Below are 22,635 nucleotides of genomic sequence, written 5' to 3'. Positions count from 1 at the left end.
CTCACCAGCGCGGCGGCCAGACGGCGTCCGGCCCCAGCGGCGGCAGGTCGCTCACCTTGTCCGGGTTGAGCTGGTTGAACACACCGGTGACCCGCCCCTCGTGGACCGCGAACGAGGTGACCATCCGGATGGTCCGCCCGTCCCGGTGGAGGAACTCCGACTGCCATCCCAGCGTCCCGTCCACCAGCACCGGCCGGCCGCGCAGGCCACCCCGCTGCCGGGCCTGGCCGTACAGCGCGAGGAGCAGGCGGCCGACCGAGTCGGTGCCGACCACCGGCCGGGTTCCGGCCGGGAAGTGACCGCCGGCGTCGCCGATCGACACGACGCCCGGGGCGAGTACGCGGACCAACTGCTCCAGCTCGCCGGACTCCACCGCCGCGGCGAACGCGGCGAGCACCCGCCGCTGCTCGGCGAGGTCGGCGCTGTGCCGGGGCGCGTCCGGCCCGTGCACCGCCCGGCGGGCCCGGGAGGCCAGCTGACGCGCCGCCTCCGGCGTCACCGCGAGCACGTCCGCCACGTCGGAGAACGGCACCGCGAACACGTCGTGCAGGACGAACGCCACCCGCTGCTCCGGCGTCAGCCGTTCCAGCACCACCAGCAGCGCGGTGCCGAGCTGGTCGGCCCGCACCGCCCGCTCGGCCGGGTCGGGCGCGAACCCGTCCGCCGCCGGCACCGCTGTCACCACCGGTTCGGGGAGCCACTGACCGGGGTACGCCTCCCGGCGCACCCGGGCGGAGCGGAGCACGTCGAGGCAGATCCGGGAGCAGGTGGTGACGAGCCAGCCGCGCAGATCGCGCACGCGGGCGCGCTGCTCGGGGTCGCTCAGCGCGCCGGAGAAGCGCAGCCAGGTCTCCTGCACCGCGTCCTCGGCCTCGCTGCGGCTACCAAGCATCCGCTGCGCCACAGCCAGGAGACGCCCTCGTGCCGCCTCGAACTCCCCCGCAAGCTCGTCCACCCCCTCATTCTCCCGCCCCACCCCTCACCACGGCACCCCACCCATCCTCGTTGATCTTGCACTTGCCGCCCCGGCAAACGGTGCTTTCCGGGCGTACCGGAGGCCGCAATCGCAAGATCGGCGGGACGAGGCGGGCGGGGAACGGCTCCGGGGGTGAGGATCGGGGGATGAGTGAGGTGGTGCGGCCCGTCGGTGGGCCTATGCGGGAACTGCTGCGAGTGGCGCCGGGGCCGGTGGATCTGGAGGCGATCGACCCCCGGTCGACGCCGGGGCTGCCGGTGGCGGCCGGTTACGGTCCGGCGCGCAAGGACTGGGCGCGGACCCAGGTCGAGCTGATGGGTGCGGAACTCGGGCGGCAGCAGGAGATGCTGTACGCCGCGGCGCAGGGCGCCGCCGGGCCGGGCAGCGCCACCAGCGCGCCGGCCCAGGCGGACGCCGGGCTGGGCGGCGACCGTCCACGGCGGGTGCTGCTGGTGCTCCAGGCGATGGACTGCGGCGGCAAGGACGGCACGGTCAAGCGGGTGGCGGGCGCGATGAACCCGCTCGGGCTGCACATCCGCTCGTTCGGGCCGCCGACCGAGGAGGAGTTGCGGCACGACTTCCTCTGGCGGGTACGCCGGGCGCTGCCGCCACCCGGGTACGTGGGCGTGTTCAACCGCTCGCACTACGAGGACGTGCTCATCGCCCGGGTGGAAGGGCTGGTCGACGAGGCGACCTGGCGGTCCCGGTACGCGGTCATCAACGACTTCGAGCGGGAACTGGCCGAGCAGGCGGTCACAGTGGTGAAGGTCATGCTGCACATCTCGCACGCCGAGCAGGGCGAGCGGCTGATGGAGCGGCTCACCGACCCGACGAAGTTCTGGAAGTACAACCCGAGCGATCTGGACACCCGGGCCCGTTGGGGCGCGTACCAGGCCGCGTACGCCGAGGCTCTGGAGCGTTGCGGCACTGATGCCGCGCCGTGGTTCGTGGTGCCGGCGGACCGCAAGTGGTACCGCGACTGGGCGGTCGCCCACCTGCTGCGGGAGACGTTCGACGGGTTGCATCTGGGGTATCCGCCTGCCGATTTCGACGTCGAACGGGAGCGTGACCGGTTACGGAGCCAGCGTCGCCCATGATCAGGTGAACGGAAGGTGAACGGGCGGTGAATGGGGTCTGATCAGGGGTGGGCCGATCGACAGTGGCTTCGGCGCGGTCCCTAGCATGCGCAGAGCAGACGCCCCCGGGGGCGACGGCCACCCTTCCACCGACACGACGAGGTCCGTGCTGTGAAGTTTTCCTTCCGTCCCACCGAGGGCGCCTTCTACGAGCTCTTCACCAGGGCCGCGCAGAACCTCGTGAAGGGGACCGACCTGCTCAACGAGCTGGGACTGCCCGGTGCCGACGTCCAGTCGATCAGCGAGCGGCTGACCGACATCGAGCACGACAGCGACCAGATCACGCACGAGCTGTACAAGAAGATCAACTCCACGTTCATCACGCCGTTCGACCGGGAGGACATCTACCGGCTGGGCTCGCTGCTCGACGACGTGATGGACCACCTGGAGGCGGTCGGCAACCTGCTCTACCTGTACGGCCTCACCAAGCTGCCGGCGCTTCCGCGCGAGCTGCACGAGCTGGTCAACGTGCTCGACCAGCAGGCCAAGCTCACCGCCGAGGCGATGCCCCGGCTGAAGTCGATGAAGGATCTCGAGGACTACTGGATCGAGTGCAACCGGCTCGAGAACGACGGCGACCAGGCGTACCGGATGCTGCTGGTCCGCCTCTTCTCCGGTGAGTACGACGCGCTCACGGTGCTGAAGATGAAGGAGGTGGCCGACGAGCTGGAGGCCGCCTGCGACGCCTTCGAGCACGTCGCCAACACCGTCGAGACCATCGCGGTCAAGGAGTCCTGATCCCGTGAGTCCCGAACTCATCGCCGTGCTGGCGGTGATCGCGGTCGCCATGGCCTTCGACTACACGAACGGCTTCCATGACGCGGCGAACGCGATCGCCACCAGCATCTCGACCCGGGCACTGACCCCCCGGATCGCGCTCGCGCTGGCCGCCGTCGGCAACTTCGTCGGCGCGCACTTCGGTGCCGGCGTCGCCAAGACGGTCGGCGACGGCCTGGTCACGTTGCCGACCGGAGTGGAGAGTCTCGGCGTGGTCTTCGCCGGTGTGCTCGGCGCGATCATCTGGAACCTGATCACCTGGTACTTCGGCCTGCCCTCGTCCTCCTCGCACGCCCTCTTCGGCGGCCTGGTCGGCGCGACCCTGTTCGCCGCCGACGGCATCGTCCAGTGGGGCACCATCATCGAGAAGGTCCTCATCCCGATGGTGCTGTCGCCGGTGGTCGGCCTGGTGCTCGGCTTTCTGGTGATGCTGGGGATCATGTGGCTGTTCCGGAAGGGGCAGCCCGGCAAACTCAGCCGCGGCTTCCGCTGGGCGCAGACCGCGTCCGCCGCCGCCATGTCGGTCGGCCACGGCATGCAGGACGCCGCCAAGACCATGGGCATCATCGTGCTGGCGCTCTACACCGGCGGCTTCCAGGAGAGCAAGACCCACATCCCGGGCTGGGTCTTCTGGACCTCCGCCGCGATGCTGGCCGCCGGCACGTACGCGGGCGGCTGGCGGATCATCCGTACGCTCGGCCGGAAGATCATCGACCTCGGCCCGGCGGAGGGCTTCGCGGCCGAGACCGTCGCCAGCGCGGTGCTCTACTTCAACGCGCTGGTGCTGAAGGCGCCGATCTCCACCACGCACACGATCACCTCGGCGATCATGGGTGTGGGCGCGACGAAACGGCTCTCCGCGGTGCGCTGGAACGTGGCGGGCAACATCGTGATCGCCTGGATCATCACGTTCCCGGCCGCCGCCGCGATCGCCTGTTTCTCGTACCTGCTGGTCCGGCCCCTGTTCTGAGTGCGCTGACGCGTGAGGGGTTCCCCGCCGTGGCGGGGAACCCTCACGCGTAGGAGACGCCGATCCGGGCCTTGATGTCGTCGATGAGGCCCATCACCTCGAGCGTTGCGGCGTGCGGCACCAGCGGGCTCTCGGTCAGCCCGGCCGCCAGGCAGCGCTGCACCTCGATCGCCTCGTACTGGTAGCCGCCGCCGGTCAGGTCCGCCGGGATCGTCTCCGGTTCGGCGCCGGCCCGGTGCAGCACCACGTGCGCGGGCCGGAAGAACAGCTCGGGCAGGTCGATCCGGCCGGTCGTACCGGTGATCGACGCGGTGATCGCCGTCGCGCCGACCATGCCGCAACTGAGCGTCGCCACCGCGCCGGAGTCCCAGCCGAGCACCATGCCGGTGTTCTCGTCCACCGCCTCCGGGGTCAGCTTGGCCCACGCCTGCACGTGCTGCGGCGCGCCGAGCACCAGGTGGGCCAGACTCAGCGGGTACACGCCGAGGTCCAGCAGCGCACCGCCGCCGAGCGTGCGGGCCCGCATCCGGTGCTCCGGCGGGAACGGGCCGGCCACGCCGAAGTCCGCCCGTACGTGCGTCACCTCACCGATCGCGCCGTCCCCGATCAGCTCCAGCACGCGCAGGATCAGCGGGTTCGTCCGCATCCACATGGCCTCCATGAGGAACAGGCCCCGGGCGCGGGCCGTCTCCACCAGTTCGGTCGTGGTCGGCAGGTCCAGCGTGCACGGCTTCTCCACCAGCACGGCCTTGCCGCCGGCCAGGCACGCCAGCGCCGCCTCGTGGTGGGCGGCGTGCGGCGTGGCCACGTAGATCGCGTCCAGGTCCGGGTCCGCGGCCAGTTCCGCCCACGAGGCGTACGCCCGCGGCACGTCGTGCCGGCGCGCGAACAGCTCGGCGCTCTCCCGGGTACGCGAGCCGACCGCGACCAGTTCGGCGTCCGGCACCAGCCGCAGATCCTCGGCGAAGCGGGCAGCGATGTTTCCGGTGGCCAGGATTCCCCAACGCGTCATGCCCGGCACGCTATCCCCTGCCGCTGTGCGACCGGCAGGGAGATCCACCCGTCGGGACGGCTCAACGGCGGGCGGCGGCGCGGGCGGCCCGCTCGATCATCGCCCGCCGCGCCGTCAGCGTCGGCTGGCCGGGTTCCAGGTGCGCGTACTCGGCCCACGCCCCGGTCGAGCCGTCGAGCTGCTCGCGCAGGATGTCGGCGTGTCCCGCGTGCCGATTGGTCTCGGCCACCACGTGGACCAGGATGTTGAACAACTTGACGTCCGGGCGGGGCCACCACGGCACGTGGCCTGGCGCGTCGACCGGGAGGGCGTCGATCGTCGCGTCCGCGTGCTCCGACACCCGCCGGTAGCGGCCGATCACCTCCTCGCGGGTCTCGTGCTCGCTCGCCCACATGTCGGTGCCGTCCGGATCCGGCTCGTCCCAGCGGGGCAGGTGTTCCGGAAACGGCCTCCCGAACACCTCACCGAAGTACCGGGCCTCCCCGAACGACAGGTGCTTGACCAGGCCGAGCAGGTTGGTGCCGGACGCGGTCAGGGGACGGCGCACGTCGTACTCGGACAGCCCGTCGAGCTTCCACAGCATCGCCTCGCGAATCTGGCGCAGGTCGTTGTGCAGGTACTCCTTCGCGAAATCGTCGATCACGGTCACGACCCTGCCAGGCGCGGCCGGTCGCCGCAGCCCCGTGCCGTGAGCCGCCGGGCCGTCCGGCGGTGCACGAGTGGTGCGGGAAGAGGGCAAGGGTCGCCGCTGCGGATCCGGCTGCAGAGCAAAGGCGACGGAGGAGTGTCCCCCCGGCCGAGCGAGAAACTACGGAAAGTGATCGGTTGCCCCCTTGTGGAGCGCGGGCCGCGTGGGCCGGCGAGCACGACCGGACTGCCCACCGCGTCAGGCCCGGCACGCCATCCCCTCGTGCTCCCGGACCGACGGGGCGATCCACCCGCCGGGACGTCAGGCGTTCGCGTGCCCGCCGATCGACGCCGTCGAGCCACTGACGTGCGACCGGGTGGCCGATGCGGTATTCCGGTATCCCGTCCGGTTCTCGAGATCCGTCAAACGACGAGCGTTGCCGCGATCGGGCGGGGACGCCATCGGGCGGCGGGGCGGCGTCGCGCGTTACGGCACTAGGCTCGGCGCATGACGATCGACGGCTTCGCCGCACCCCCCGCCCTGGTGGAGCACGCCCGCCGATTCCGGGCCGAGGGCGCCGTCCCGGCCGTGCCCCGGGTCGCCGCCACCGTGCTGCTGCTCCGCCCGGCCGGCGACGGGTTCGAGATCTACATGATCCGCCGGGTGGCGGCGATGACGTTCGGCGGCATGTACGCCTTCCCCGGCGGCGGGGTGGACCGCTCCGACTCGGAGGCGCATCTCGGCTGGGCCGGCCCCGACCCGGCGGCGTGGGGGGAGCGGCTCCGGCTCGACCCGGCCGCCGCACAGGCGGTGGTGTGCGCCGCCGCCCGCGAGGTCTTCGAGGAGGCGGGCGTGCTGCTCGCCGGGCCGGACCCCGACACGGTCGTCGGCGACGTGAGCGGCGACGACTGGGAGGCGGCCCGGCAGGACCTGGAGGGACGGCGGGCCGGCTTCGCGGACCTGCTGGCCGGTCGGGGCCTGACGCTCCGGTCCGACCTGCTGCTGCCCTGGAGCCGCTGGATCACCCCGGAGTTCGAGCCGCGCCGCTTCGACACGTACTTCTTCATCGCCCTGCTGCCCGAGGGGCAGCGGACCCGGGACGTCTCCGGCGAGGCCGACCACACGCTGTGGCTGCGCCCGGCGGACGCCCTGGCCCGGGCGGAGGCCGGCGAACTGACCATGCTGCCGCCGACCATGGTCACGCTCGCCGAGGTCGCCGCCACCGGCGACCTCGCCGGGGTGGCCCGCGCAGCGGCGGAACGAGACCCGGGTACGCCGATCATGCCGTACATCGAGGGACTGGACGGCGCCGAGCCCAGCTTCCGCCTGCGCTGATCGCCGGCGCCGGCGCTGACCGGCTGATACGCAAGGTAGGAAGGCCCGGTTGACGGAGTCGGCGGGCCCTCAGCCGAGCTGGTAGCTGACGTGCGCGCACCAGCGCGCGAAGCCGAGCCGCTCGTAGAGGGCGACAGCGGCGGTGTTGCTCTCGTCCACGTAGAGCATCACCCGGTCCAGCCCGCGCTCGTCGCGCAGGTGGGTCAGGCCGGCGGCGGTGAGCACCCGGCCGAGTCCGCCCCGGTGCGCGGACGGGTCGACGCCCAGCACGTAGACCTCGCCGATGCGGGCCGACCCCGGCCGCTCGTGCACCTTGGTCCAGTGGAAGCCGAGCAGCCGCCCGGTGGTGGAGTCGACGGCGAGCAGGAAGCCGGCCGGATCGAACCACGGCTCCGCGATGCGGACGCGCAGGTCGTCGAGCGTCCACCTGCCCTGCTCGGGGTGCTGGGCGAAGGCCGCGTTGTTCACCGCCAGCCAGGGCTCGTCGTCCTCGCCCGGACGGAACGCGCGCAGCGTCACACCGTCCGGCACGACCGGCGCCGGCATCTCGGCGGTCAGCGGACGGCGCATCTGGAAGAGCACCCGTGCCCGGGAGAAGCCCAGGTCGACGGCCAGCGCGGCGGCCGACGGGTGGTCGCCGTGCGCCCAGGCGCGCAGCGGTCCGGCCGCGGCGGCCACCACTCCTCGGGCCAGCGCCCGGCCGGAACCCCGCCGTCGGTACGCGGGATGCACCATCATCTCCACGCCGACCCCCTCGGCCGGGACGGTGGTGTCGAGGTGCGCGTACCCGGTGAGGGTGCCGTCAATGGTCCGCGCGGTGAGGTGCACGGCGGGCGCCTCGGGGTCGCGCAGCCGCAGCAGTACGTGCTCGTCGAGCGGATCGGCGCCGTCGGCGTCACCGGCGGTGCGGGCCAGCGCCAGCACCTCGGCGACCTCGTCCGGCGTCAGCCGGTCCGCCCGGTCGATCCCGTCGGGGGCGGGACCACTCGTCGGCTCGGTGCTGCTCATCTGAGTCACGGTAGCGGCAGGCGGGCCACGGTTCGCGCCGGACGACGACGGCGCTCGGTGGCGCTCGTCACGGACTGCCGACCGGCAGCGGCGCCAGCTCGAACCGGAACACCAGTTCGGGCAGGAGTCGCTGCAACGCGCTGACGGTGCCGGACCGGTCCCCGCCCGCGTCGTGCATGAGCACGATCGCGCCGGGGCCCACCTGCGAGCGGACCAGTGCCTCGATGGCGGTGGCGCCCGGCGCCTTCCAGTCCGACGGGTCCACGTTCCAGTGCAGCGGGGTGAGATCCAGGTCGGCGCAGGCCGACATGACCGAAGGCGTCCAGGCCCCGCCGGGCTGGCGATAGTACTCGATCCGCGCGTCGGGCGCGGCGGCCAGGATCGCGTCGCTGGTGCGCAGCAGGTCGGCCCGGATCATCGCCGGTGATCGCTTGCCCAGTCTGACGTCATGGTTCCAGGAGTGGTTGCACAGCGTGTGGCCCTCGGCCACGATCGACCGGACCAGATCGGGGTTGGCCTGGACGTTCTCGCCGACGACGCAGAACGTCGCCTTCACGCCGTACTGGGCCAGCAGCGCGAGCACCTGCGGGGTCCAGCGGGGATCGGGACCGTCGTCGAAGGTCAGCGCGACCCCGGCCGAACCGGTGGTGACCAGGGCGCCGTACGGGCCGTCGCCACCGGGCTCCACCGGGGCGGCGTCCGGCGCTGCGTCGGGGATCGGGCGGGCGCTGGCCGTGCCGTCCGGGAAGTCGGTGCTGGGTGGCTGGTCGCCGTAACGCGTTCCGGTGAGCGGGGTCGCGACCTCGGTGGCCGACGGATGCGGGTCGGGCACCAGGCTGCGGCCCAGCGCGAAGGCCGATCCGAGCAGGCCGGCGAGCACCACTGTCACGAGTCCGGCGGCGCGCAACGTCGGGCCCCGCATCAGCGGTACCGCCCGTTCGTCGCCCCCGTGTCCACCGCGCACCGCCGCCCCCTCAGCCCGACAATTCCGGCAGCCAGGATATGGCTCACCTATCGGGCAAAAAGGGCATACGAGAAAAATGCCCTCTATTGAGGTCGGGCGTGGGCGGTCAGACCGGCAGCGGGGCGGGCTCCGACTCCGGCAGCGAACGCGACGGCGGAACCACGAACTTGTAGCCCACCTGGCGGACGGTGCCGATCATCGACTCGTACTCCGAGCCGAGCTTGGCGCGCAGCCGCCGTACGTGCACGTCCACCGTCCGGGTGCCGCCGAAGTAGTCGTAGCCCCAGACCTCGCGCAGCAACTGGTCCCGGGTGAACACCCGCCCCGGGTGCTGGGCCAGGAACTTCAACAGCTCGAACTCCTTGTACGTGAGGTCGAGCGGGCGGCCCTTCAGCTTGGCGGCGTACGTGTCCGGGTCGATGTTCAACTCGCCCGCCCGGATCGAGCCGCCCGCGCCGGCGGTGGCGTTGCTGATCCGGCCCACCGCGAGCCGCAGCCGCGCCTCCACCTCGGCCGGCCCGGCGCCGGCCAGGATCACGTCGTCGACGCCCCAGTCGGCGTTCAACGCGATCAGCCCGGCCTCGGTGACGACCGCGACGAGCGGCACGCCGAGCCCGGTGGCGTGCAACATCCGGCAGGTGGCCCGCGCCTCGCTCAACTCGGAGCGGGCGTCCACCAGGACGGCGTCCGGAGTCGGGCCGGAGACCAGCGTGCGGACGTCGCGGGGTGCGGTGCGAACCGAGTGCGGCAGCAGGTCGAGTGCCGGCAGCACCGCCGACGGCTCGCCGGCCCGCGCGGTCACGAGCAGCAGGAGCTCCACGATCACCTCCGTCCCGGCGGCCCTTCGGCCGCGCGCGACCAGCGACACGCCCGGGTGCGGGCGGTGCTGTGAACTTGCGTGGGTCCCGGCGTCGTCGACGGGCGGGTAACGGCCTGAGCGTAACCGATGGACCGCGCGTCACCTTCGCGCGATTTACCGTTTGCCCTTTCTGCCCTCGATCGCGGCGCAGGTTTTAACGTCGACGAAACCGGGATCTCCGCCGAGCCGCCCGGGTCTGGCACGATCGGGGCGTGTTTCCCTCCACCTCGCGCGACACCGGTCGTGACCCGTGGGCCGACGAGCCGCCGACCGGCTCGTCCGCCCCCGCCCGTGGCCACCCGCCCGCCCCGCGCACCGGGCCCGCGGACGAGGAGGGCGACCGGCCGGAACGCAAGGGCCCGCGCCGGCTGCGCAAGGGCGGCCCCGGCCGGCGTCCCGACGACGAGTCCGACGAGGAGCCCGAGGAGGAGACGCCGTCGGTCCCGGTCCGCCGTCCGCTGGCGCTCACCGTCGCCGGCTTCGCCGCGCTGCTCGGCATCGGTCTGGTGCTCGGCGCGCAGACCTCGGGCCCGGGGCACCGGCTGCCGTTCGCGGCCATCATCTTCGGCGTCCAGCTGCTGTTCGTGCTGGCCTGGACGATGGCCATGCGGCCGCCCGCGCTGCTCGTCGTCGCGCTCGTCAGCGCCGCGACGGCGGTGATCGCCGACGTCGCCGCCGTGCAGTCGGACATCGCCGGCCTGGCCCCGCTCGGTTACGCCGCCGTCGCCGGGTTCCTGCTCGCCGTGCTGGGGCAGCTCGTGCGGCGGGTGGACCGGGTCCGGGTGACCGACTCGCTCGGCGGCACGCTGCTCATCGTGGTGGGTGTGGTCGCGTTCGCCACGCTCATCGTGCTCAGCCGGATCCCCAAGGGCACCCAGGCCATCACGGTCTGCCTCACCGCCGCCGGGGTGGCGTTGCTCGTCGCCCGGCTCACCGACGCGGTGGCACCGTGGCCCCGGCTCGCCCCACAGGTGCCGCGCGGCGCGGCGGGCGTGGTCGTCGGCGCCATGCTCGGCACGCTCACCAGTGCCGTGCTCGGCAGCTACCTGGTCGGTTTCACCCCGACCAGCGCCGCCCTGGTCGGGGTGGTCAGCGCGGCCACCGCCGTCCTGGCCGACCTCGCCGTGGGGTACGCCGAGGCGGGTCGCCTGATGGCCGGTGAACCGCCGACCATGTGGGTGGCCCGGCACATGCAGGGGCCGCTGGGCGGGTTCGCGCTGGCCGCGCCCGCCGCGTACGCGATGTGCGTGCTGTTCCTGTGACGCGGTTGGGGCGGATTCGCCTCGGGTAGGTACGGTTGCGCCGCGAGGCGCGGTGACGGTGGTGAGGACGGGAGGCGGCGTGGCAGAGGCGTATCCGGCGGAGGGCCGACCCCGGCGACGGGGCCGGAAGGTGCTGATCGGCTTCCTCGTCCTGCTGCTGGTGCTGGCCGGTCTGCTCGTCGTCGCCGACCGGGTCGCCGCCGGGGTGGCCGAGCGTGCCATCGCCGACCAGGTCCGGCAGGAGATCGCGAAGCAGGACGCGCAGTCCGCCGCGCCGCAGGTCGAGGTGGGCGGGTTCCCGTTCCTCACCCAGGTGCTCGACGGCCGGTACGAGCGCATCTCGATCCACCTCACCGACGTGCGCGGCGACGTGCAGGGCGACGCGGTCGAGGTGCCGAAGCTCGACGTGGACGCTCGCAACGTGACCGCCTCACTGGACACGTTGCGCTCCGGCCGGGGCGACGTGGTGGCCGAGAGCGTCGACGGGCGGGGCACCGTCACCTACGAGAGCCTGGCCAAGCTGCTGGACCGGCCCGGGCTCACGCTGGGCGAGCGCAACGGCAAGCTGGCGGTCACCGCCCCGGTGGACGTCCTCGGCATCAAGCTCACCGTCAACGGCACCGCCGACGTCACGGTGGCCGGCAACAAGGTGGCGCTGCGCTTCAACGACCTCACCGCCGATGGTCTGCCGAACGTGCCGCTGGCGCGGGCCGCGCTGACCCGGTACGCGCAGGGCATCTCGATCGACGTGCCGCTGCCGGAACTGCCGTTCCAGCTCAACCTGCGCAAGGTGGAGCCGAAGCCGGAGGGCCTGGTGGTCACGGCGGACGCGGCGAACGTGCCCATCAACTCCGCCGGCTGAAAGCCGGCCTGCCGTCAACTCCGCCGGCTGAAAGCCGGCCGGAAGGCGGGCAGCCCGTCCCGGATGCTGGTCGGCCTGGTGGCAGCCGTCGCCTCGGCTGGTAATCTCCCTGCCCATGGGGACCCACCTCACCAAACGGCGCGCGGTCGACCTGTGCCGCGTGGCCACCTGCCTGTGTCGCCCCGTCATCTGACGGCGGGGCTGTCTCCGGCCGCCTGAACGGCGGTCACCCAGGGTCCACGAACCTTTCGGTTCCCCTCCTCAACGCCCGGCAGCGGCGCCGTCGCACGTACCCGTGATCCGTTCCTCGCTCAGGGTCCGCGTGTGGTGCGACAAAAATCGGCATCGATCTCCACGCGCAGGCTCACCAACCATCCTCACCAGGGAGTGATCTGATGAGTCGCGACACCGCACTCGTCTCGGCCGAGTGGGCCGAGAAGAACCTCGGCGCCACGGGCGTCGTCTTCGTCGAGGTCGACGAGGACACCTCGGCCTACGAGACCGGGCACATCGCCGGCGCCGTCAAGCTCGACTGGCGTACCGACCTCCAGGACCAGATCCGCCGGGACTTCGTCAACAAGAGCCAGTTCGAGGCGCTGCTGTCCGACCGGGGCATCGCCAACGACGACACCGTGATCCTCTACGGCGGCAACAACAACTGGTTCGCCGCGTACGCGTACTGGTACTTCAAGCTCTACGGCCACGGTGACGTGAAGCTGCTCGACGGCGGTCGCAAGAAGTGGGAGCTGGACGCCCGTCCGCTCGTCACCGACGTGGTGCAGCGGCCGAAGACGCAGTACGTCGCGCAGGAGCCGGACACCTCGATCCGCGCGTTCCGCGACGAGGTGGTCGACGCGATCGGCACCAAGAACCTGGTCGACGTGCGCAGCCCCGACGAGTACGCGGGCCGCCTGCTCGCCCCCGCCCACCTGCCGCAGGAGCAGGCGCAGCGGGCCGGCCACGTCCCGACCGCGATCAGCGTCCCGTGGTCCAAGGCGGCCAACGAGGACGGCACGTTCAAGTCCGACGACGAGCTGCGCCGGATCTACGCCGACGCCGGGCTGGACGACGGCAAGGAGACGATCGCGTACTGCCGGATCGGCGAGCGCTCCTCGCACACCTGGTTCGTGCTGCAGGAGCTGCTCGGGCACCGGAACGTGAAGAACTACGACGGCTCCTGGACCGAGTACGGATCGCTCGTCGGCGTGCCGGTGGCGCTCGGCGACGAGCCGGGGGAGGCCCGATGACCGCCGCCTCCGCCGCCTCGACCGCTGCCGCCGGCTGCGCCGCACCGGACCAGTCCGCCCCGCTCCCGGCGAGCCTGGACCTGGAGAAGGAGACCGTCATCACCGGCCGCGTGCTGGCCGAGTCCGGTGAGGTCGTGCCGGGCGCGTACGTGCGCCTGCTCGACTCGACCGGCGAGTTCACCGCCGAGGTGGTGACGTCGGCGGCCGGGCAGTTCCGGTTCTTCGCCGCGCCCGGCTCCTGGACGCTGCGCGCGCTGTCCCGCCACGGCAACGGCGACACCGCCGTGTCCGCGGCCCGCGGGATCAACGAGGTGACCGTCTCGGTCGCCGCCTGACCCACGCTGGAGATCGTGGCCCGCCGCCCACCCGGGTGGCGGGCCACGAGCCGTTCCGGCGACTGTGCGCCTTGACCACGGCTGGCAGGCTGGACCGCGGTGCGCGCCGGACGCACCGGAGGGGGATCAGGTGCCCGACGACGCCGCCGACCACGCCCGCCGCTATCTGATCGACTTCATCGACGGCAACCGGGGCGAGGAGGTCGCCCGCGAACTCCAGCGCACCGACGCCTCCGGGCGGCGCCCGTTCGACGTCTCGGTCGCCAGCCTCGACGCCGACCTGTCGTTCCTCACCAAGCGGGCCACACTCGTCACGGCCAAGCTGGTCCTCTCCCAGCCGGGCGGCGAGCACTGCTATCTGGCGCACCGGGAGATCTGCAAGAGATGCGGTGCGGACCCGGACCACTGCGGACCGGGATGCCGGTACGAGGACATCCGGATCGACCAGCTCTTCGCCGAGTGCGACGATCTGGACCGCCTCGGCGCGTATCTGCGTGACTGCGCGCCACTGCTGGAGCTGGGCCAGCTGGTCTACTTCCCGCAGACCTTCCGGCGCAGCCACCTGGAGTCGCGCGCGCCGGACGCCCAGTCCACCTCGTCGCCGTTCAACAGCGTCGGCCAGCTCGAACTGGGCGACAACCCGGACCGCACGCTCGACCTGATCGTCAAGGGACACCGGGTCGTCGACGTGCCGAGCCGGGATCCGGTGAAGGCGCGTCTGGTGACCCCGCTTCTCCAGCTCGACCTGCCGATGCTGGAGGGCACCTCGCTGCGGGACTACTGCGCCATCCTGACCCAGGAGGGCGACGCGCTCGCGGCGACCCAGGCGTACCTGCGGGGCCGGATGCTGGAGGTCGACACCGATCCGGACAAGGCGCTGGTGCAGCTCGCGAAGCTCGACGCGGAGATCCAGGAGGGGGTGCGGGCGGCGCGGGCCGAGGTCGGCCGGGTCTCCCGGCGCTCGGCCGTGCAGGCCGCCGGAGCAGCGGTGGCGACTGTCGCGGCGACGCTGGTGGCGGTCGAGGGCACGCACCTGGCGCCGGTGCTCGGCATGCTCGGCGCGGGCGGGTTCTTCTCCGCCGTGCTCGCCGCCGACCAGTACGCCGACCGTCGCGGCGAGCTACGGCAGCGCCCCTTCTACCTGCTGTGGCTGCTGTCCCGCCGGTCCGTACCGGCCTGACGGAGGCGCGGCCGGGCGGCTCGCCGGTCCGTGACACCATGGCCGGGTGACTGCCGTCGAGACCGGCTACGCCCCGCCCACCCCGCCCGGCTCGACGGGCCGACGCCGGCTGCGCTGGCTGGTGGCCGCCGCTGTGGCGTGGGCCGTGCTGCTCGCGGGTCTGACCTGGTGGTCGGTGCGCACCGACGCGCCGACGGTCAAGGAGCAGCGGTCGCTGGACCAGGCCGGGCCGGTGGTGGACCGGGCGATCGGGGAGCTGACCGCCGCGGTCGGCGCCGCGGGCGTACCGGCGCTCCTGCCGGACCGGCTGGAGCGCGGCTGCCGGATCACGCCGATGGACGACGGCGCCACGCTGGAGCGCGGCGTCGAGGTGGCGATCGGCGACGACGACGTACGCGGGGTGCTGCGCGGCATCGCCGACCGGCTGCCGCCGGGATGGCGGGCCGGCGTGTCGACGCTCGACGGCGAGCCGCTGCTGCGCGCCGACGCGGGCGAGTTCGTCACGGTCGAGGGCCGGGCCGGTGGCCCGGACCGGGTGCTGCTGACCGCCGGCACCGGCTGCCGCCCGACGGGTTCGGGCTACCGGGCACCGTCCGCCGACGCCACCACCGAGTCGGCAGCGCTGGCGTCGGCGCTGGGCCGGTGGGGCGGCGCGACCGGGCCGGTCCAGGTGCTGGCCGCGCCCTGCCCGGGCGGCGGGACCGCCCGCACCGCACGGTCCGAGGCGGTCGTGCCGGCCGATCGGTCGCTGGCCGCCGCGTTCGGCGGCGGCACCGCGCCGGTGGTGGACACGGCCGACGCGTACGCGCGCCCGGGCGACCCGGCGGTGCTGGCGCAGCGGGCCGGGGAGCGGGTCCGGGTCGCGGTGACCACGCCCTGCCCTGCCTGACGTCAGCCGCCGGGCAGGGTGAGCGCCGGCGGCGACGGCTGTTCCTCGTGCGGCTCCCGGCTGCGGCCCAGCGCGTCCACCCGGCCCCAGCGGCCCGGGATGTCGAGCAGTTCCACCCGGCCCATCCCGGGCGGCACGGCCGGGTCGATGATCAGGTGATCGCCCTGCGGTTCCAGCCCCAGGATCACCCGTAGCAGCAGCAGCGGTGTGCCGGCGGACCACGCCTGCGGGCTGCACGCGGTGGGGTACTCCACCGGGTAGTCGGTGAGGCTGCGCGCGTAGCCGGCGAACACCTCGGGCAGCCGCCCGTCGAAGTAGTGGGACGCGCTGAGCAGGGCGTCGCAGATTCGGCCCGCCTCGTGGCGGAAGCCGTACCGCCACAGGCCCCAGGCGATGATCGAGTTGTCGAACGGCCACACGGTGCCCACGTGGTAGCCGACCGGGTTGTACCGGCCCTGGTCGTCGGCGAGCGTCCGCACGCCCCACCCGGAGAACAGGCGCGGGCCGAGCAGGTGGGCGGCGACGGCGGGGGCCCGGGACTCCTCGACGATGCCGCTCCACAGCAGGTGGCCGATGTTGGAGGTGAGCGCGTCCACCTGCCGGCCCCGCGGGTCGAGTGCCAGCGCGTAGTACTCCCGGTCCGGGATCCAGAAGTCCCGGTTGAACCGTTCCTTGAGCGCCGCCGCCTCGCGTTCCAGCCGGTCGGCGTACGCCGGGTCGTTCCAGTGGATGCGGGCCATGCGGGCGCCGCGCAGCTTCGCGTCGTACGCGTACCCCTGGAGTTCGCACGTGGCCCGGGGGAACTCGGGGGTCCGCCCGTCGGCGTAGGAGATGGCGTCCGGCGAGTCCTTCCAGCACTGGTTGGGCAGGCCGGTCTCCGGGTTGCGGGACATGTACCAGACGTAGCCGGTGCCGAGCAGGTCGCCGTACGTGTCCAGCCAGGTCAGCGCCGCCCGGGTCTCGTGTTCCAGCCTGCGCACCAGCTCGGCGTCACCGGTCCACCGCTCGTACTCGTCGAGCAGGATCACGAACAGCGGCGTGGTGTCGGCCGCGCCGTAGTACGGCGAGTGCGGCTGCTCCTCGAACCCGGCGCTCTCGCCGTAGCGCAGCTCGTGCAGGATCTTGCCGGGTTCCTCGTCCCGGAAGTCGTCGACCCGGCTGCCCTGGAGGCCGGCGAGCATGACGATGGTGGGCTTGACCATCTCGGGCAGGAACGGCAGCACCTGGAGCGAGGTGAAGATGCTGTCCCGGCCGAACAGCGTCATGAACCAGGGCAGGCCGGCGGCGAGCAGCCGGACGCCGAGCGCGATCGACTCGTACCGGAGGGCGGCCAGGTCGTTGAGGCTGCGCCGGTACGCCCCGGCCAGCGGCTCGCAGTCGCAGCCCAGCTTCGGCGCGTGGCCGATCAGCTCGGTCTGCTCCGCCGCGATGTCGGCCGCCGTGCGCCGGCCGCCCAGCGGCAGGATGGCCCGGACGTCCTCGCCCCGGGCGCCGTAGATGACGGTGTCGACGTTCAGCCGGGTGGTCCACTCGCCGTGCGGGCCGACCCGGACCCGGAACGTCATCCCGTTCTCGTCGATCTCGGCCGGCGTGCTGCTGGTCACCACTGTCTCGCGGTGGAACGCCTGCCTGCGGTAGGTCAGCCGCAGCGCGTTCGGCTCCACCGTTGGCGTGGTGTGTCCCCCTTTCTCCCGCTGGTTCTTGATCTCCAGGAGGTCGGCGAAGTCGGATCCGATCTCCATCCGGAGCCGGAACTCCGTCTCCTGGTCGGCGTGGTTGAGCAGGGTCAGTTCCTCGTCGAGGCTGCCGCCGATCGCGCGGCTGCGGATCACCGACACCTTCGAGTCCAGATAGTGCGTCGGCTCGCCGGGGACCAGGAAGAACCGCGTCTTGTACGACAGCGAGTCGTCGATGGAGAGCGCGTGCAGGGGTTGCCCGTCGAGGGTGAGAATCCAGGTGGAGAGGAACCGGGTGTCGAAGGAGAACAGCCCGGTGGGGAAGTCGTACGACGGCTGGATGTTGCCGCGATCGTCGCTGACCAGGAAGTTGTTGCCGTCGAGGATGCTGAACCGGTCCTTCACGCCAGCCGCCGGACGTGGTCGCGGGCGGCGTTCCGCGGGTCCCGTACGTCGGGCCGGGGCGGCAGGAACCGGCGGAACGCCAGGAACAGCACGACGTGTCCGCTGAAGGTGGCCTCGTTGCGCAGCACCGCGGCCATGCCGGCCTCGCGGCCGGTGACCAGCTTCTCGAACAGTTCGGTGGAGAGGGTCAGCACGCCGTCCGCCTGCCGTTGCTCATCCCGACTCACCTGGGCCGATCCGGGGGCCAGCGTCACGTACCAGTGCTCGGTCCGGTTGCCGTCGGCCAGGTCGATCTTCAGCGTGCCGCCGATCGGGCTGCTCAGCACCGACGCGGCGCGCGCAGGCAGCGACGCGAAGAACTGTTGGATCGCCTCACTCACGTGCACATGGTAGGCGCAATCCGGACATGTCGGGTTGGGATCGGCGCACCGGGCAGAGTGGACAACCCGGGTGGGTTCAGTAGACCAGGGCCTGCGCGCCCTCGGCCATCGCTTCCTCGACGAAGACCGCTGCGCCCGCGATGCGTACGCCGGGGATGACGTCGTCCGGCCCGATGTCCCGCCGGGCCGCACACTGGGTGCAGGCGGTGACCCGGCCGGTGGTCAGGACGACGTGCAGCAGTTCGCCGAGCGGCGCGGAGTGCGGCAGCTCGAACGTCGCCGCCCGCCCGGGCAGCGCGAACCAGGTGGACTCGCCGGTGAGCCAGAGCGAGACGTCCACCCCGGCCGCGGCCGCGGTGGAGGCGACGGTGAACGCCTGGGCGCAGCGTTCCGGGGAGTCCGCGCCGGCGGTGGCCTTGACGACGAGAGTGCGCGCCATGACGCCAGCATAGGATGGCCCGGATGGTTACCGAGATCGGGTTCGTCAGCCTGCTGGTCGCCGGCCTGGGCGCGCTGGCCGGTGGCCTGGGGTACGTCGCGGTCCGCATAGCTAGAGGTAAGTGGTGAGCGCGAGGAGTGAGCCGGTTTTGCGAGCCCCGCAGTCGCGAACGAAGGTGGCGCTGTGAATAGTGAGAATCCGCTTCAGCCGCCGTGGTTGAACGCGCCGCCGGTCGAGGAGTACCCGTACGAGGAGAGTCACGACCTGCGCGTCGGCCCGAAGCTGCACCCGAGCCTGGACGGCCTGCTGCCGTACATCGGGGTGTGGCGTGGCCGGGGCCGGGGTGGGTTCCCGACGATCGAGGACTTCGACTACGCGCAGGAGATCCGGATCAGCCACGACGGCCGGCCGTTCCTGTTCTACGAGTCGCGGGCCTGGATCCTCGACGAGCAGAGCCGTCCGGTCCGCCCCGCCGGCCGTGAGGTGGGTTGGTGGCGTCCGGTGCTCGACGGTGAGCGGGTGACCGACGAGCTGGAGGCGCTGATGACCACGCCGACCGGCGTGATGGAGCTGCACATCGGCAAGCGCAAGGGCACCCAGATCGAGTTCGCCACCGACGCGGTCGTGCGTACCGCCACGGCGAAGGAGGTCACCGCCGGTGCCCGACTGTTCGGCATCGTCGAGGGCGCCCTGCTCTACGCGCAGGAGATGGCCGCCGTCGGTCAGCCCTTGAGCCCGCACCTGTCCGCCCGCCTGACCCGGGTGGCCGGCTGACCCGCCTCAGTTCCCGGCGATCATGAAGTTGGCGGCGACAAGTCGGGCGCCCCGGCACCGCCAACTCCATGGTCAACGGGGTGGGGGGAAGCCCAGGAGGGTCTGGATGCGCCGGGTCAAAGGGGAACTCGGGCGGGGAATGCCGTCCAGGGTCGTGACCTCCGCCGGGCCGCGCAGCGAGCTGGTCAGCCAGACGGCCTCGGCCTCGTGCAGGTCGGGCACCGTCGGCAGGTGCTCACCGGCGTCCAGGCCCAGCTCCCCGGCGCGGCTCAGGAGATGGTGGGCGGTCACGCCGGGCAGGATCCCGGTCCGGGCCGCCGGCACCGTGAGGAGACGGCCGCCGATCAGCCACACCACGTTCGCGGTGGGCCCCTCCAGCACGTAGCCGTCGGTCGAGACCCAGAGCACGTCGTCCACGCCGCTGCGCTGCGCCCACCGCCGGGCGGCGGTGCTGAGCGCGTACGAGATGGACTTCACACCGCTGGGCAGCCACAGCAGTTCCGGGCGGGACCGGGCGGCCACCCCGAGCGGCAGCGTGGCGACAGTCACCCCGTCACGCCGGGCCAGGCGGGCGGACGCGGGCACCTCGCCGAGCGTGGCGTACACCGTGGGTGGCCCGCCGCCCTCCGGTCCCCGCGTGCAGACCAGCCGCAACGCGCCCTCGGTGTGCGCGGGCCAGCCGGCGCACACCGCGTCCAGCAACTCGACGAGCGCGGCATCGGGGGGCAGCGGCAGGTCGATCGCCGCCGCACCGGCCCGCAGCCGGGCCAGGTGGGCGTCGCGCAGCCACTGGCGGCCGTCCCGCAGGTGCAGCGTCTCGAACAGGCCGTCACCGTGCAGGACGCCCCGGTCGTCGCCGCGCAGCACCGGCTCGCCCGCCGGTACGAGCCCCCGGCCGAGCACCGCCACCCGTGTCGTACCCACTGGCGCAGCGTAGTGGCGTACCCCCGGCGGTGGGACGGCCGGCGCGGCGGCCGAACTATGATCGAAGGGTGTCCGAATCCTCCCTCGCGGAAATGCTCCGCTCGCGCGGGCTGCGGCTGACGGCGCAGCGGCAACTGGTGCTCCAGGCCGTCCTGGATCTGGGGCACGCCACCCCGGAGCAGGTGCACACAGCGGTCCGCGAGGTGGCGGCCGGAGTCAACATCACCACCATCTACCGCACGCTGGAGCTGCTGGAACGGCTCGGCCTGGTGACGCACACGCACCTGTCGCACGGTTCGCCGACCTACCACGCGGCCGGTGAGCACCAGCACGTGCACCTGGTGTGCCGGGAGTGCGGGGCGATCGACGAGATCTCCCCGGAGATGCTCCGCCCGCTCGCCGACCAGCTGGACGAGCAGCGCGGGTTCCAGGTCGACATCGGGCATGTCGCGCTCTTCGGGGTCTGCGGCCGCTGCACACAGGACGGGGAACGCACATGATCGACATCGCGGGCGCGGTGGCCACCGACGCCATCGACGACCAGACCCGGGACCAGCCGGAACCGGCCCACCGGACGGCGGGCGTCGGCCCGGTGGCCGCCCACTACGGCGACCCGATGCGCGAGCAGCGGCTCCTGGCCACCGGCGTGGGCCTGGTCGACCGCTCGCACCGGGGCGTGGTCGCGGTGCCCGGCGAGGAGCGGATCGGCTGGCTGCACACGCTCACCAGCCAGCACCTGGCCGCGCTGGCGCCCTGGCAGGGCACCGAGCTGCTGGTGCTCTCCCCGCACGGGCACGTCGAGCAGCACGCGATGGTCGCCGACGACGGCGAGACCACCTGGCTGGACACCGAGCCGGGAATGACCGAGGGCCTGCTGTCGTACCTGGAGAAGATGCGGTTCTTCAGCAATGTCGACCCGCGCGACGCCACCGCCGACCACGCGCTGCTGTCGCTCGTCGGGCCGGAGGCACCCGGTGCGCTCGACACGCTCGGCGTCACCGGGCTGGCCGCTCCCGACGTGGCAGCGGTGCCGGGCCCGAAATTCCGTTCCGGTGAGCTGCCCGCGCGGCCCTCAGTGGTGTACGACGTCAAGCCGCTCCCGATCGGCGGTTGGGCCCGGCGGGTGGCGCTCGGCGTCGACCTGCTCGTGCCCCGGGCGGCAATGGCCGGGGTGGTGGCGGAGCTGCGCGGCGCCGGGGTGCCGGCGGCCGGGCTGTGGGCGTACGAGGCGATCCGGGTGGCCGCCAAGCGGGCCCGGGCCGGCGTGGACACCGACCACCGGACGATCCCGGCCGAGGTGGACCTGATCGCCCCGGCCGTGCACCTGGACAAGGGCTGCTACCGGGGGCAGGAGACGGTCGCCCGGGTGCACAACCTGGGCAAGCCGCCCCGCCGGCTCGTGCTGCTGCACCTGGACGGCGTGGCGAGCGACCAGCCGCCCGCCGCCGGTACGCCGGTGACGCTCGACGGCCGGACCGTCGGCTTCGTGGGCACCGCCGTGCAGCACTACGAGCTGGGTCAGGTGGCGCTGGCGGTCCTGAAGCGCAACACGCCCGACGACGCGCGCCTGCTCGTCGGCGACAGCGCCGCCGCCATTGACATGTAAGGAAGGGCCCCCTATTAACGCCTCCGGTAGAGGAAGGGCCCCTTCTTAACACCGCTTACGCCGGAAATCCTCCGGTCGACCCGGCGGCGGGCGCCCGTCTAGGATCCGGGGCATGACGACAGGGACGTTGATCACGGTTGCCCCCACCGGCGCGGAGTCGGCGAAGGCGGAGGTGCCGGCGCTGCCGGTGACGCTCGACGAGCTGCTGCTGACCGCCAAGGAGTGCGAGGCGCTCGGCGCCGCCGTGATCCACGTCCACATCCGCGACGACGACGCGCGGCCCACGCTCGACCAGGGGCGGCTGCGCGACACCGTGGCGGCGCTGCGGGAGAGCACCGACCTGATCGTGCAGCTCTCCTCCGGCGGCGCGGTGACCGACCCGGAGTCCGCCCGGCTCGCGGTGCTCGACGCCGGGCCGGACATGGCCTCCTGCACCATGGGCACCGTCAACTTCGGCGACGACGTGTTCCTCAACCGGTGGGAGTTCATCGTCGACCTGCACACCCGGATGCAGGAGCGGGGCGTCGTCCCCGAGTACGAGATCTTCGATTTGGGCCACCTCACCGCCCTGCAGCGGCTGCTCGGCAAGTACGGCCCGCCGCACGGCGGGCACGTGCACGTCGACTTCGTGATGGGGGTGCCGGGCGGCATGCCGGGCACCACGGCGACGCTCGTGGCGGCCCAGCAGATGCTGCGCGACCTGCCCGAGGGCACCACGTTCTCGGCCACCGGCATCGGGCGCAGCACCATCCCGGTGATGCTGGCCTCGCTGTCGACCGGCGGCCACCTGCGTGTCGGCATGGAGGACACTGTCACGTACGCCAAGGGACGCCCGGTGGAGTCCAACATGCAGCTCGTCGCGCGGGCGGTCGGCTTCGCCCAGCTCGCCCAGCGGCCTCCGCTGACCACTGCCGAGGCCCGTACGCTGCTCGGCCTCCCGGCCGCCGCCCGGTAAGCGGCACACCCGGCGGCGACCCCGTACCGGTACGTC

Annotated in this window: 26 protein-coding genes; 16 read left to right on the top strand and 10 right to left on the bottom strand. The window is 72.7% G+C overall.

Annotated features, from left to right (window positions below; translation table 11 throughout):
* Position 1 precedes the first annotated feature (1 nt).
* Positions 2 to 955 carry an RNA polymerase sigma factor SigJ gene (gene sigJ, locus GA0070215_RS16610; protein WP_091047099.1) on the bottom strand — a complete coding sequence of 318 codons (954 nt, stop codon included), beginning with the start codon at positions 953 to 955 and terminating at the stop codon, positions 2 to 4.
* A gap of 167 nt (positions 956 to 1,122) precedes the next feature.
* On the opposite strand from sigJ, the gene GA0070215_RS16605 reads away from it, so the two are divergent.
* From GA0070215_RS16605 to GA0070215_RS16595, 3 genes are all read left to right on the top strand, one after another.
* Positions 1,123 to 2,073: a PPK2 family polyphosphate kinase gene (locus GA0070215_RS16605; RefSeq protein WP_091047095.1), complete on the top strand. Its 951-nt coding sequence runs from the start codon at positions 1,123 to 1,125 to the stop codon at positions 2,071 to 2,073.
* 150 nt (positions 2,074 to 2,223) lie between these two features.
* Complete coding sequence (locus GA0070215_RS16600; RefSeq protein WP_091047092.1) at positions 2,224 to 2,850, top strand: DUF47 domain-containing protein; 627 nt, start codon at positions 2,224 to 2,226, stop codon at positions 2,848 to 2,850.
* Positions 2,851 to 2,854: 4 nt separating this feature from the next.
* Positions 2,855 to 3,859: an inorganic phosphate transporter gene (locus GA0070215_RS16595; RefSeq protein ID WP_091047088.1), complete on the top strand. Its 1,005-nt coding sequence runs from the start codon at positions 2,855 to 2,857 to the stop codon at positions 3,857 to 3,859.
* A gap of 43 nt (positions 3,860 to 3,902) precedes the next feature.
* Here GA0070215_RS16595 and GA0070215_RS16590 read toward each other — a convergent pair whose 3' ends face one another.
* Positions 3,903 to 4,871 carry a Gfo/Idh/MocA family protein gene (locus GA0070215_RS16590; protein ID WP_091047085.1) on the bottom strand — a complete coding sequence of 323 codons (969 nt, stop codon included), beginning with the start codon at positions 4,869 to 4,871 and terminating at the stop codon, positions 3,903 to 3,905.
* Positions 4,872 to 4,932: 61 nt separating this feature from the next.
* Entirely contained in the window at positions 4,933 to 5,514 is a 582-nt protein-coding gene (locus tag GA0070215_RS16585) for a DinB family protein (protein WP_091047308.1), read from the bottom strand.
* Positions 5,515 to 6,006: 492 nt separating this feature from the next.
* Between GA0070215_RS16585 and GA0070215_RS16580 the strand changes: the two genes are divergently transcribed.
* The gene (locus tag GA0070215_RS16580) at positions 6,007 to 6,834 is read left to right on the top strand and encodes an NUDIX hydrolase (RefSeq protein WP_091047082.1); all 828 of its coding nucleotides are present in this window, start codon (positions 6,007 to 6,009) and stop codon (positions 6,832 to 6,834) included.
* 69 nt (positions 6,835 to 6,903) lie between these two features.
* On the opposite strand, the gene mshD is transcribed toward GA0070215_RS16580, so the two are convergent.
* The 3 genes from mshD to GA0070215_RS16565 all read right to left on the bottom strand — a co-directional run bounded on the left by mshD (position 6,904) and on the right by GA0070215_RS16565 (position 9,632).
* Complete coding sequence (gene mshD / locus GA0070215_RS16575) at positions 6,904 to 7,842, bottom strand: mycothiol synthase (RefSeq protein ID WP_091047079.1); 939 nt, start codon at positions 7,840 to 7,842, stop codon at positions 6,904 to 6,906.
* 67 nt (positions 7,843 to 7,909) lie between these two features.
* Entirely contained in the window at positions 7,910 to 8,764 is an 855-nt protein-coding gene (locus GA0070215_RS16570) for a polysaccharide deacetylase family protein (RefSeq protein ID WP_091047304.1), read from the bottom strand.
* Between the two features lie 148 nt (positions 8,765 to 8,912).
* Positions 8,913 to 9,632 (bottom strand): winged helix-turn-helix transcriptional regulator, encoded by a 720-nt coding sequence (locus tag GA0070215_RS16565; RefSeq protein WP_196806757.1) that lies wholly within the window; start codon positions 9,630 to 9,632, stop codon positions 8,913 to 8,915.
* A 245-nt stretch (positions 9,633 to 9,877) separates the two neighbouring features.
* On the opposite strand from GA0070215_RS16565, the gene GA0070215_RS16560 reads away from it, so the two are divergent.
* The 7 genes from GA0070215_RS16560 to GA0070215_RS16535 all read left to right on the top strand — a co-directional run bounded on the left by GA0070215_RS16560 (position 9,878) and on the right by GA0070215_RS16535 (position 15,440).
* Entirely contained in the window at positions 9,878 to 10,927 is a 1,050-nt protein-coding gene (locus GA0070215_RS16560) for a hypothetical protein (RefSeq protein WP_018787992.1), read from the top strand.
* A 79-nt stretch (positions 10,928 to 11,006) separates the two neighbouring features.
* Positions 11,007 to 11,789: an LmeA family phospholipid-binding protein gene (locus GA0070215_RS16555; protein ID WP_091047076.1), complete on the top strand. Its 783-nt coding sequence runs from the start codon at positions 11,007 to 11,009 to the stop codon at positions 11,787 to 11,789.
* Positions 11,790 to 11,904: 115 nt separating this feature from the next.
* Positions 11,905 to 11,982 (top strand): Ms5788A family Cys-rich leader peptide, encoded by a 78-nt coding sequence (locus tag GA0070215_RS29860; RefSeq protein ID WP_310503780.1) that lies wholly within the window; start codon positions 11,905 to 11,907, stop codon positions 11,980 to 11,982.
* A gap of 202 nt (positions 11,983 to 12,184) precedes the next feature.
* Positions 12,185 to 13,036 (top strand): sulfurtransferase, encoded by an 852-nt coding sequence (locus tag GA0070215_RS16550; protein ID WP_018787994.1) that lies wholly within the window; start codon positions 12,185 to 12,187, stop codon positions 13,034 to 13,036.
* Complete coding sequence (locus GA0070215_RS16545; RefSeq protein ID WP_013288819.1) at positions 13,033 to 13,371, top strand: DUF1416 domain-containing protein; 339 nt, start codon at positions 13,033 to 13,035, stop codon at positions 13,369 to 13,371. The genes GA0070215_RS16550 and GA0070215_RS16545 overlap by 4 nt, the downstream gene beginning before the upstream one ends.
* 130 nt (positions 13,372 to 13,501) lie before the next feature.
* Positions 13,502 to 14,551 carry a hypothetical protein gene (locus GA0070215_RS16540; protein WP_018787995.1) on the top strand — a complete coding sequence of 350 codons (1,050 nt, stop codon included), beginning with the start codon at positions 13,502 to 13,504 and terminating at the stop codon, positions 14,549 to 14,551.
* Positions 14,552 to 14,597: 46 nt separating this feature from the next.
* On the top strand, positions 14,598 to 15,440 hold the full coding sequence (locus GA0070215_RS16535; protein WP_091047072.1) for a hypothetical protein: 843 nt from the start codon (positions 14,598 to 14,600) through the stop codon (positions 15,438 to 15,440).
* A 2-nt stretch (positions 15,441 to 15,442) separates the two neighbouring features.
* Here GA0070215_RS16535 and GA0070215_RS16530 read toward each other — a convergent pair whose 3' ends face one another.
* The 3 genes from GA0070215_RS16530 to GA0070215_RS16520 form a co-directional block, all read right to left on the bottom strand.
* Complete coding sequence (locus tag GA0070215_RS16530; RefSeq protein WP_091047068.1) at positions 15,443 to 17,521, bottom strand: amylo-alpha-1,6-glucosidase; 2,079 nt, start codon at positions 17,519 to 17,521, stop codon at positions 15,443 to 15,445.
* On the bottom strand, positions 17,518 to 17,907 hold the full coding sequence (locus tag GA0070215_RS16525) for an SCP2 sterol-binding domain-containing protein (protein ID WP_018787998.1): 390 nt from the start codon (positions 17,905 to 17,907) through the stop codon (positions 17,518 to 17,520). Before GA0070215_RS16525 ends, GA0070215_RS16530 begins: the two co-directional genes overlap by 4 nt.
* A 70-nt stretch (positions 17,908 to 17,977) precedes the next feature.
* Complete coding sequence (locus tag GA0070215_RS16520) at positions 17,978 to 18,340, bottom strand: DsrE family protein (RefSeq protein WP_091047064.1); 363 nt, start codon at positions 18,338 to 18,340, stop codon at positions 17,978 to 17,980.
* Between the two features lie 23 nt (positions 18,341 to 18,363).
* Here GA0070215_RS16520 and mtfM point away from each other — a divergent pair, with 23 nt between their 5' ends.
* The gene (gene mtfM, locus GA0070215_RS29555) at positions 18,364 to 18,468 is read left to right on the top strand and encodes a small membrane protein MtfM (protein WP_026268510.1); all 105 of its coding nucleotides are present in this window, start codon (positions 18,364 to 18,366) and stop codon (positions 18,466 to 18,468) included.
* A 55-nt stretch (positions 18,469 to 18,523) separates the two neighbouring features.
* Positions 18,524 to 19,114, top strand: coding sequence for a heme-binding beta-barrel domain-containing protein (locus GA0070215_RS16515; protein ID WP_026268511.1), 591 nt, complete (start codon positions 18,524 to 18,526; stop codon positions 19,112 to 19,114).
* A 72-nt stretch (positions 19,115 to 19,186) separates the two neighbouring features.
* Here GA0070215_RS16515 and GA0070215_RS16510 read toward each other — a convergent pair whose 3' ends face one another.
* Positions 19,187 to 20,038: an aminotransferase class IV gene (locus GA0070215_RS16510; RefSeq protein WP_026268512.1), complete on the bottom strand. Its 852-nt coding sequence runs from the start codon at positions 20,036 to 20,038 to the stop codon at positions 19,187 to 19,189.
* A gap of 92 nt (positions 20,039 to 20,130) precedes the next feature.
* On the opposite strand from GA0070215_RS16510, the gene GA0070215_RS16505 reads away from it, so the two are divergent.
* From GA0070215_RS16505 to GA0070215_RS16495, 3 genes are all read left to right on the top strand, one after another.
* A complete protein-coding gene (locus GA0070215_RS16505) occupies positions 20,131 to 20,538 on the top strand; it encodes a Fur family transcriptional regulator (protein ID WP_018788003.1) in 408 nt (135 codons plus the stop codon).
* Entirely contained in the window at positions 20,535 to 21,644 is a 1,110-nt protein-coding gene (ygfZ, locus tag GA0070215_RS16500; RefSeq protein ID WP_091047061.1) for a CAF17-like 4Fe-4S cluster assembly/insertion protein YgfZ, read from the top strand. Before GA0070215_RS16505 ends, ygfZ begins: the two co-directional genes overlap by 4 nt.
* A 112-nt stretch (positions 21,645 to 21,756) precedes the next feature.
* A complete protein-coding gene (locus GA0070215_RS16495; protein ID WP_091047059.1) occupies positions 21,757 to 22,599 on the top strand; it encodes a beta-keto acid cleavage family enzyme in 843 nt (280 codons plus the stop codon).
* Positions 22,600 to 22,635 lie beyond the last annotated feature (36 nt).

It is taken from the genome of Micromonospora marina, assembly GCF_900091565.1.
Lineage (GTDB): Bacteria > Actinomycetota > Actinomycetes > Mycobacteriales > Micromonosporaceae > Micromonospora > Micromonospora marina.
The sequence above is the reverse complement of the archived record's forward strand: the minus strand, read 5'-3'. Positions and strand labels throughout refer to the sequence as shown.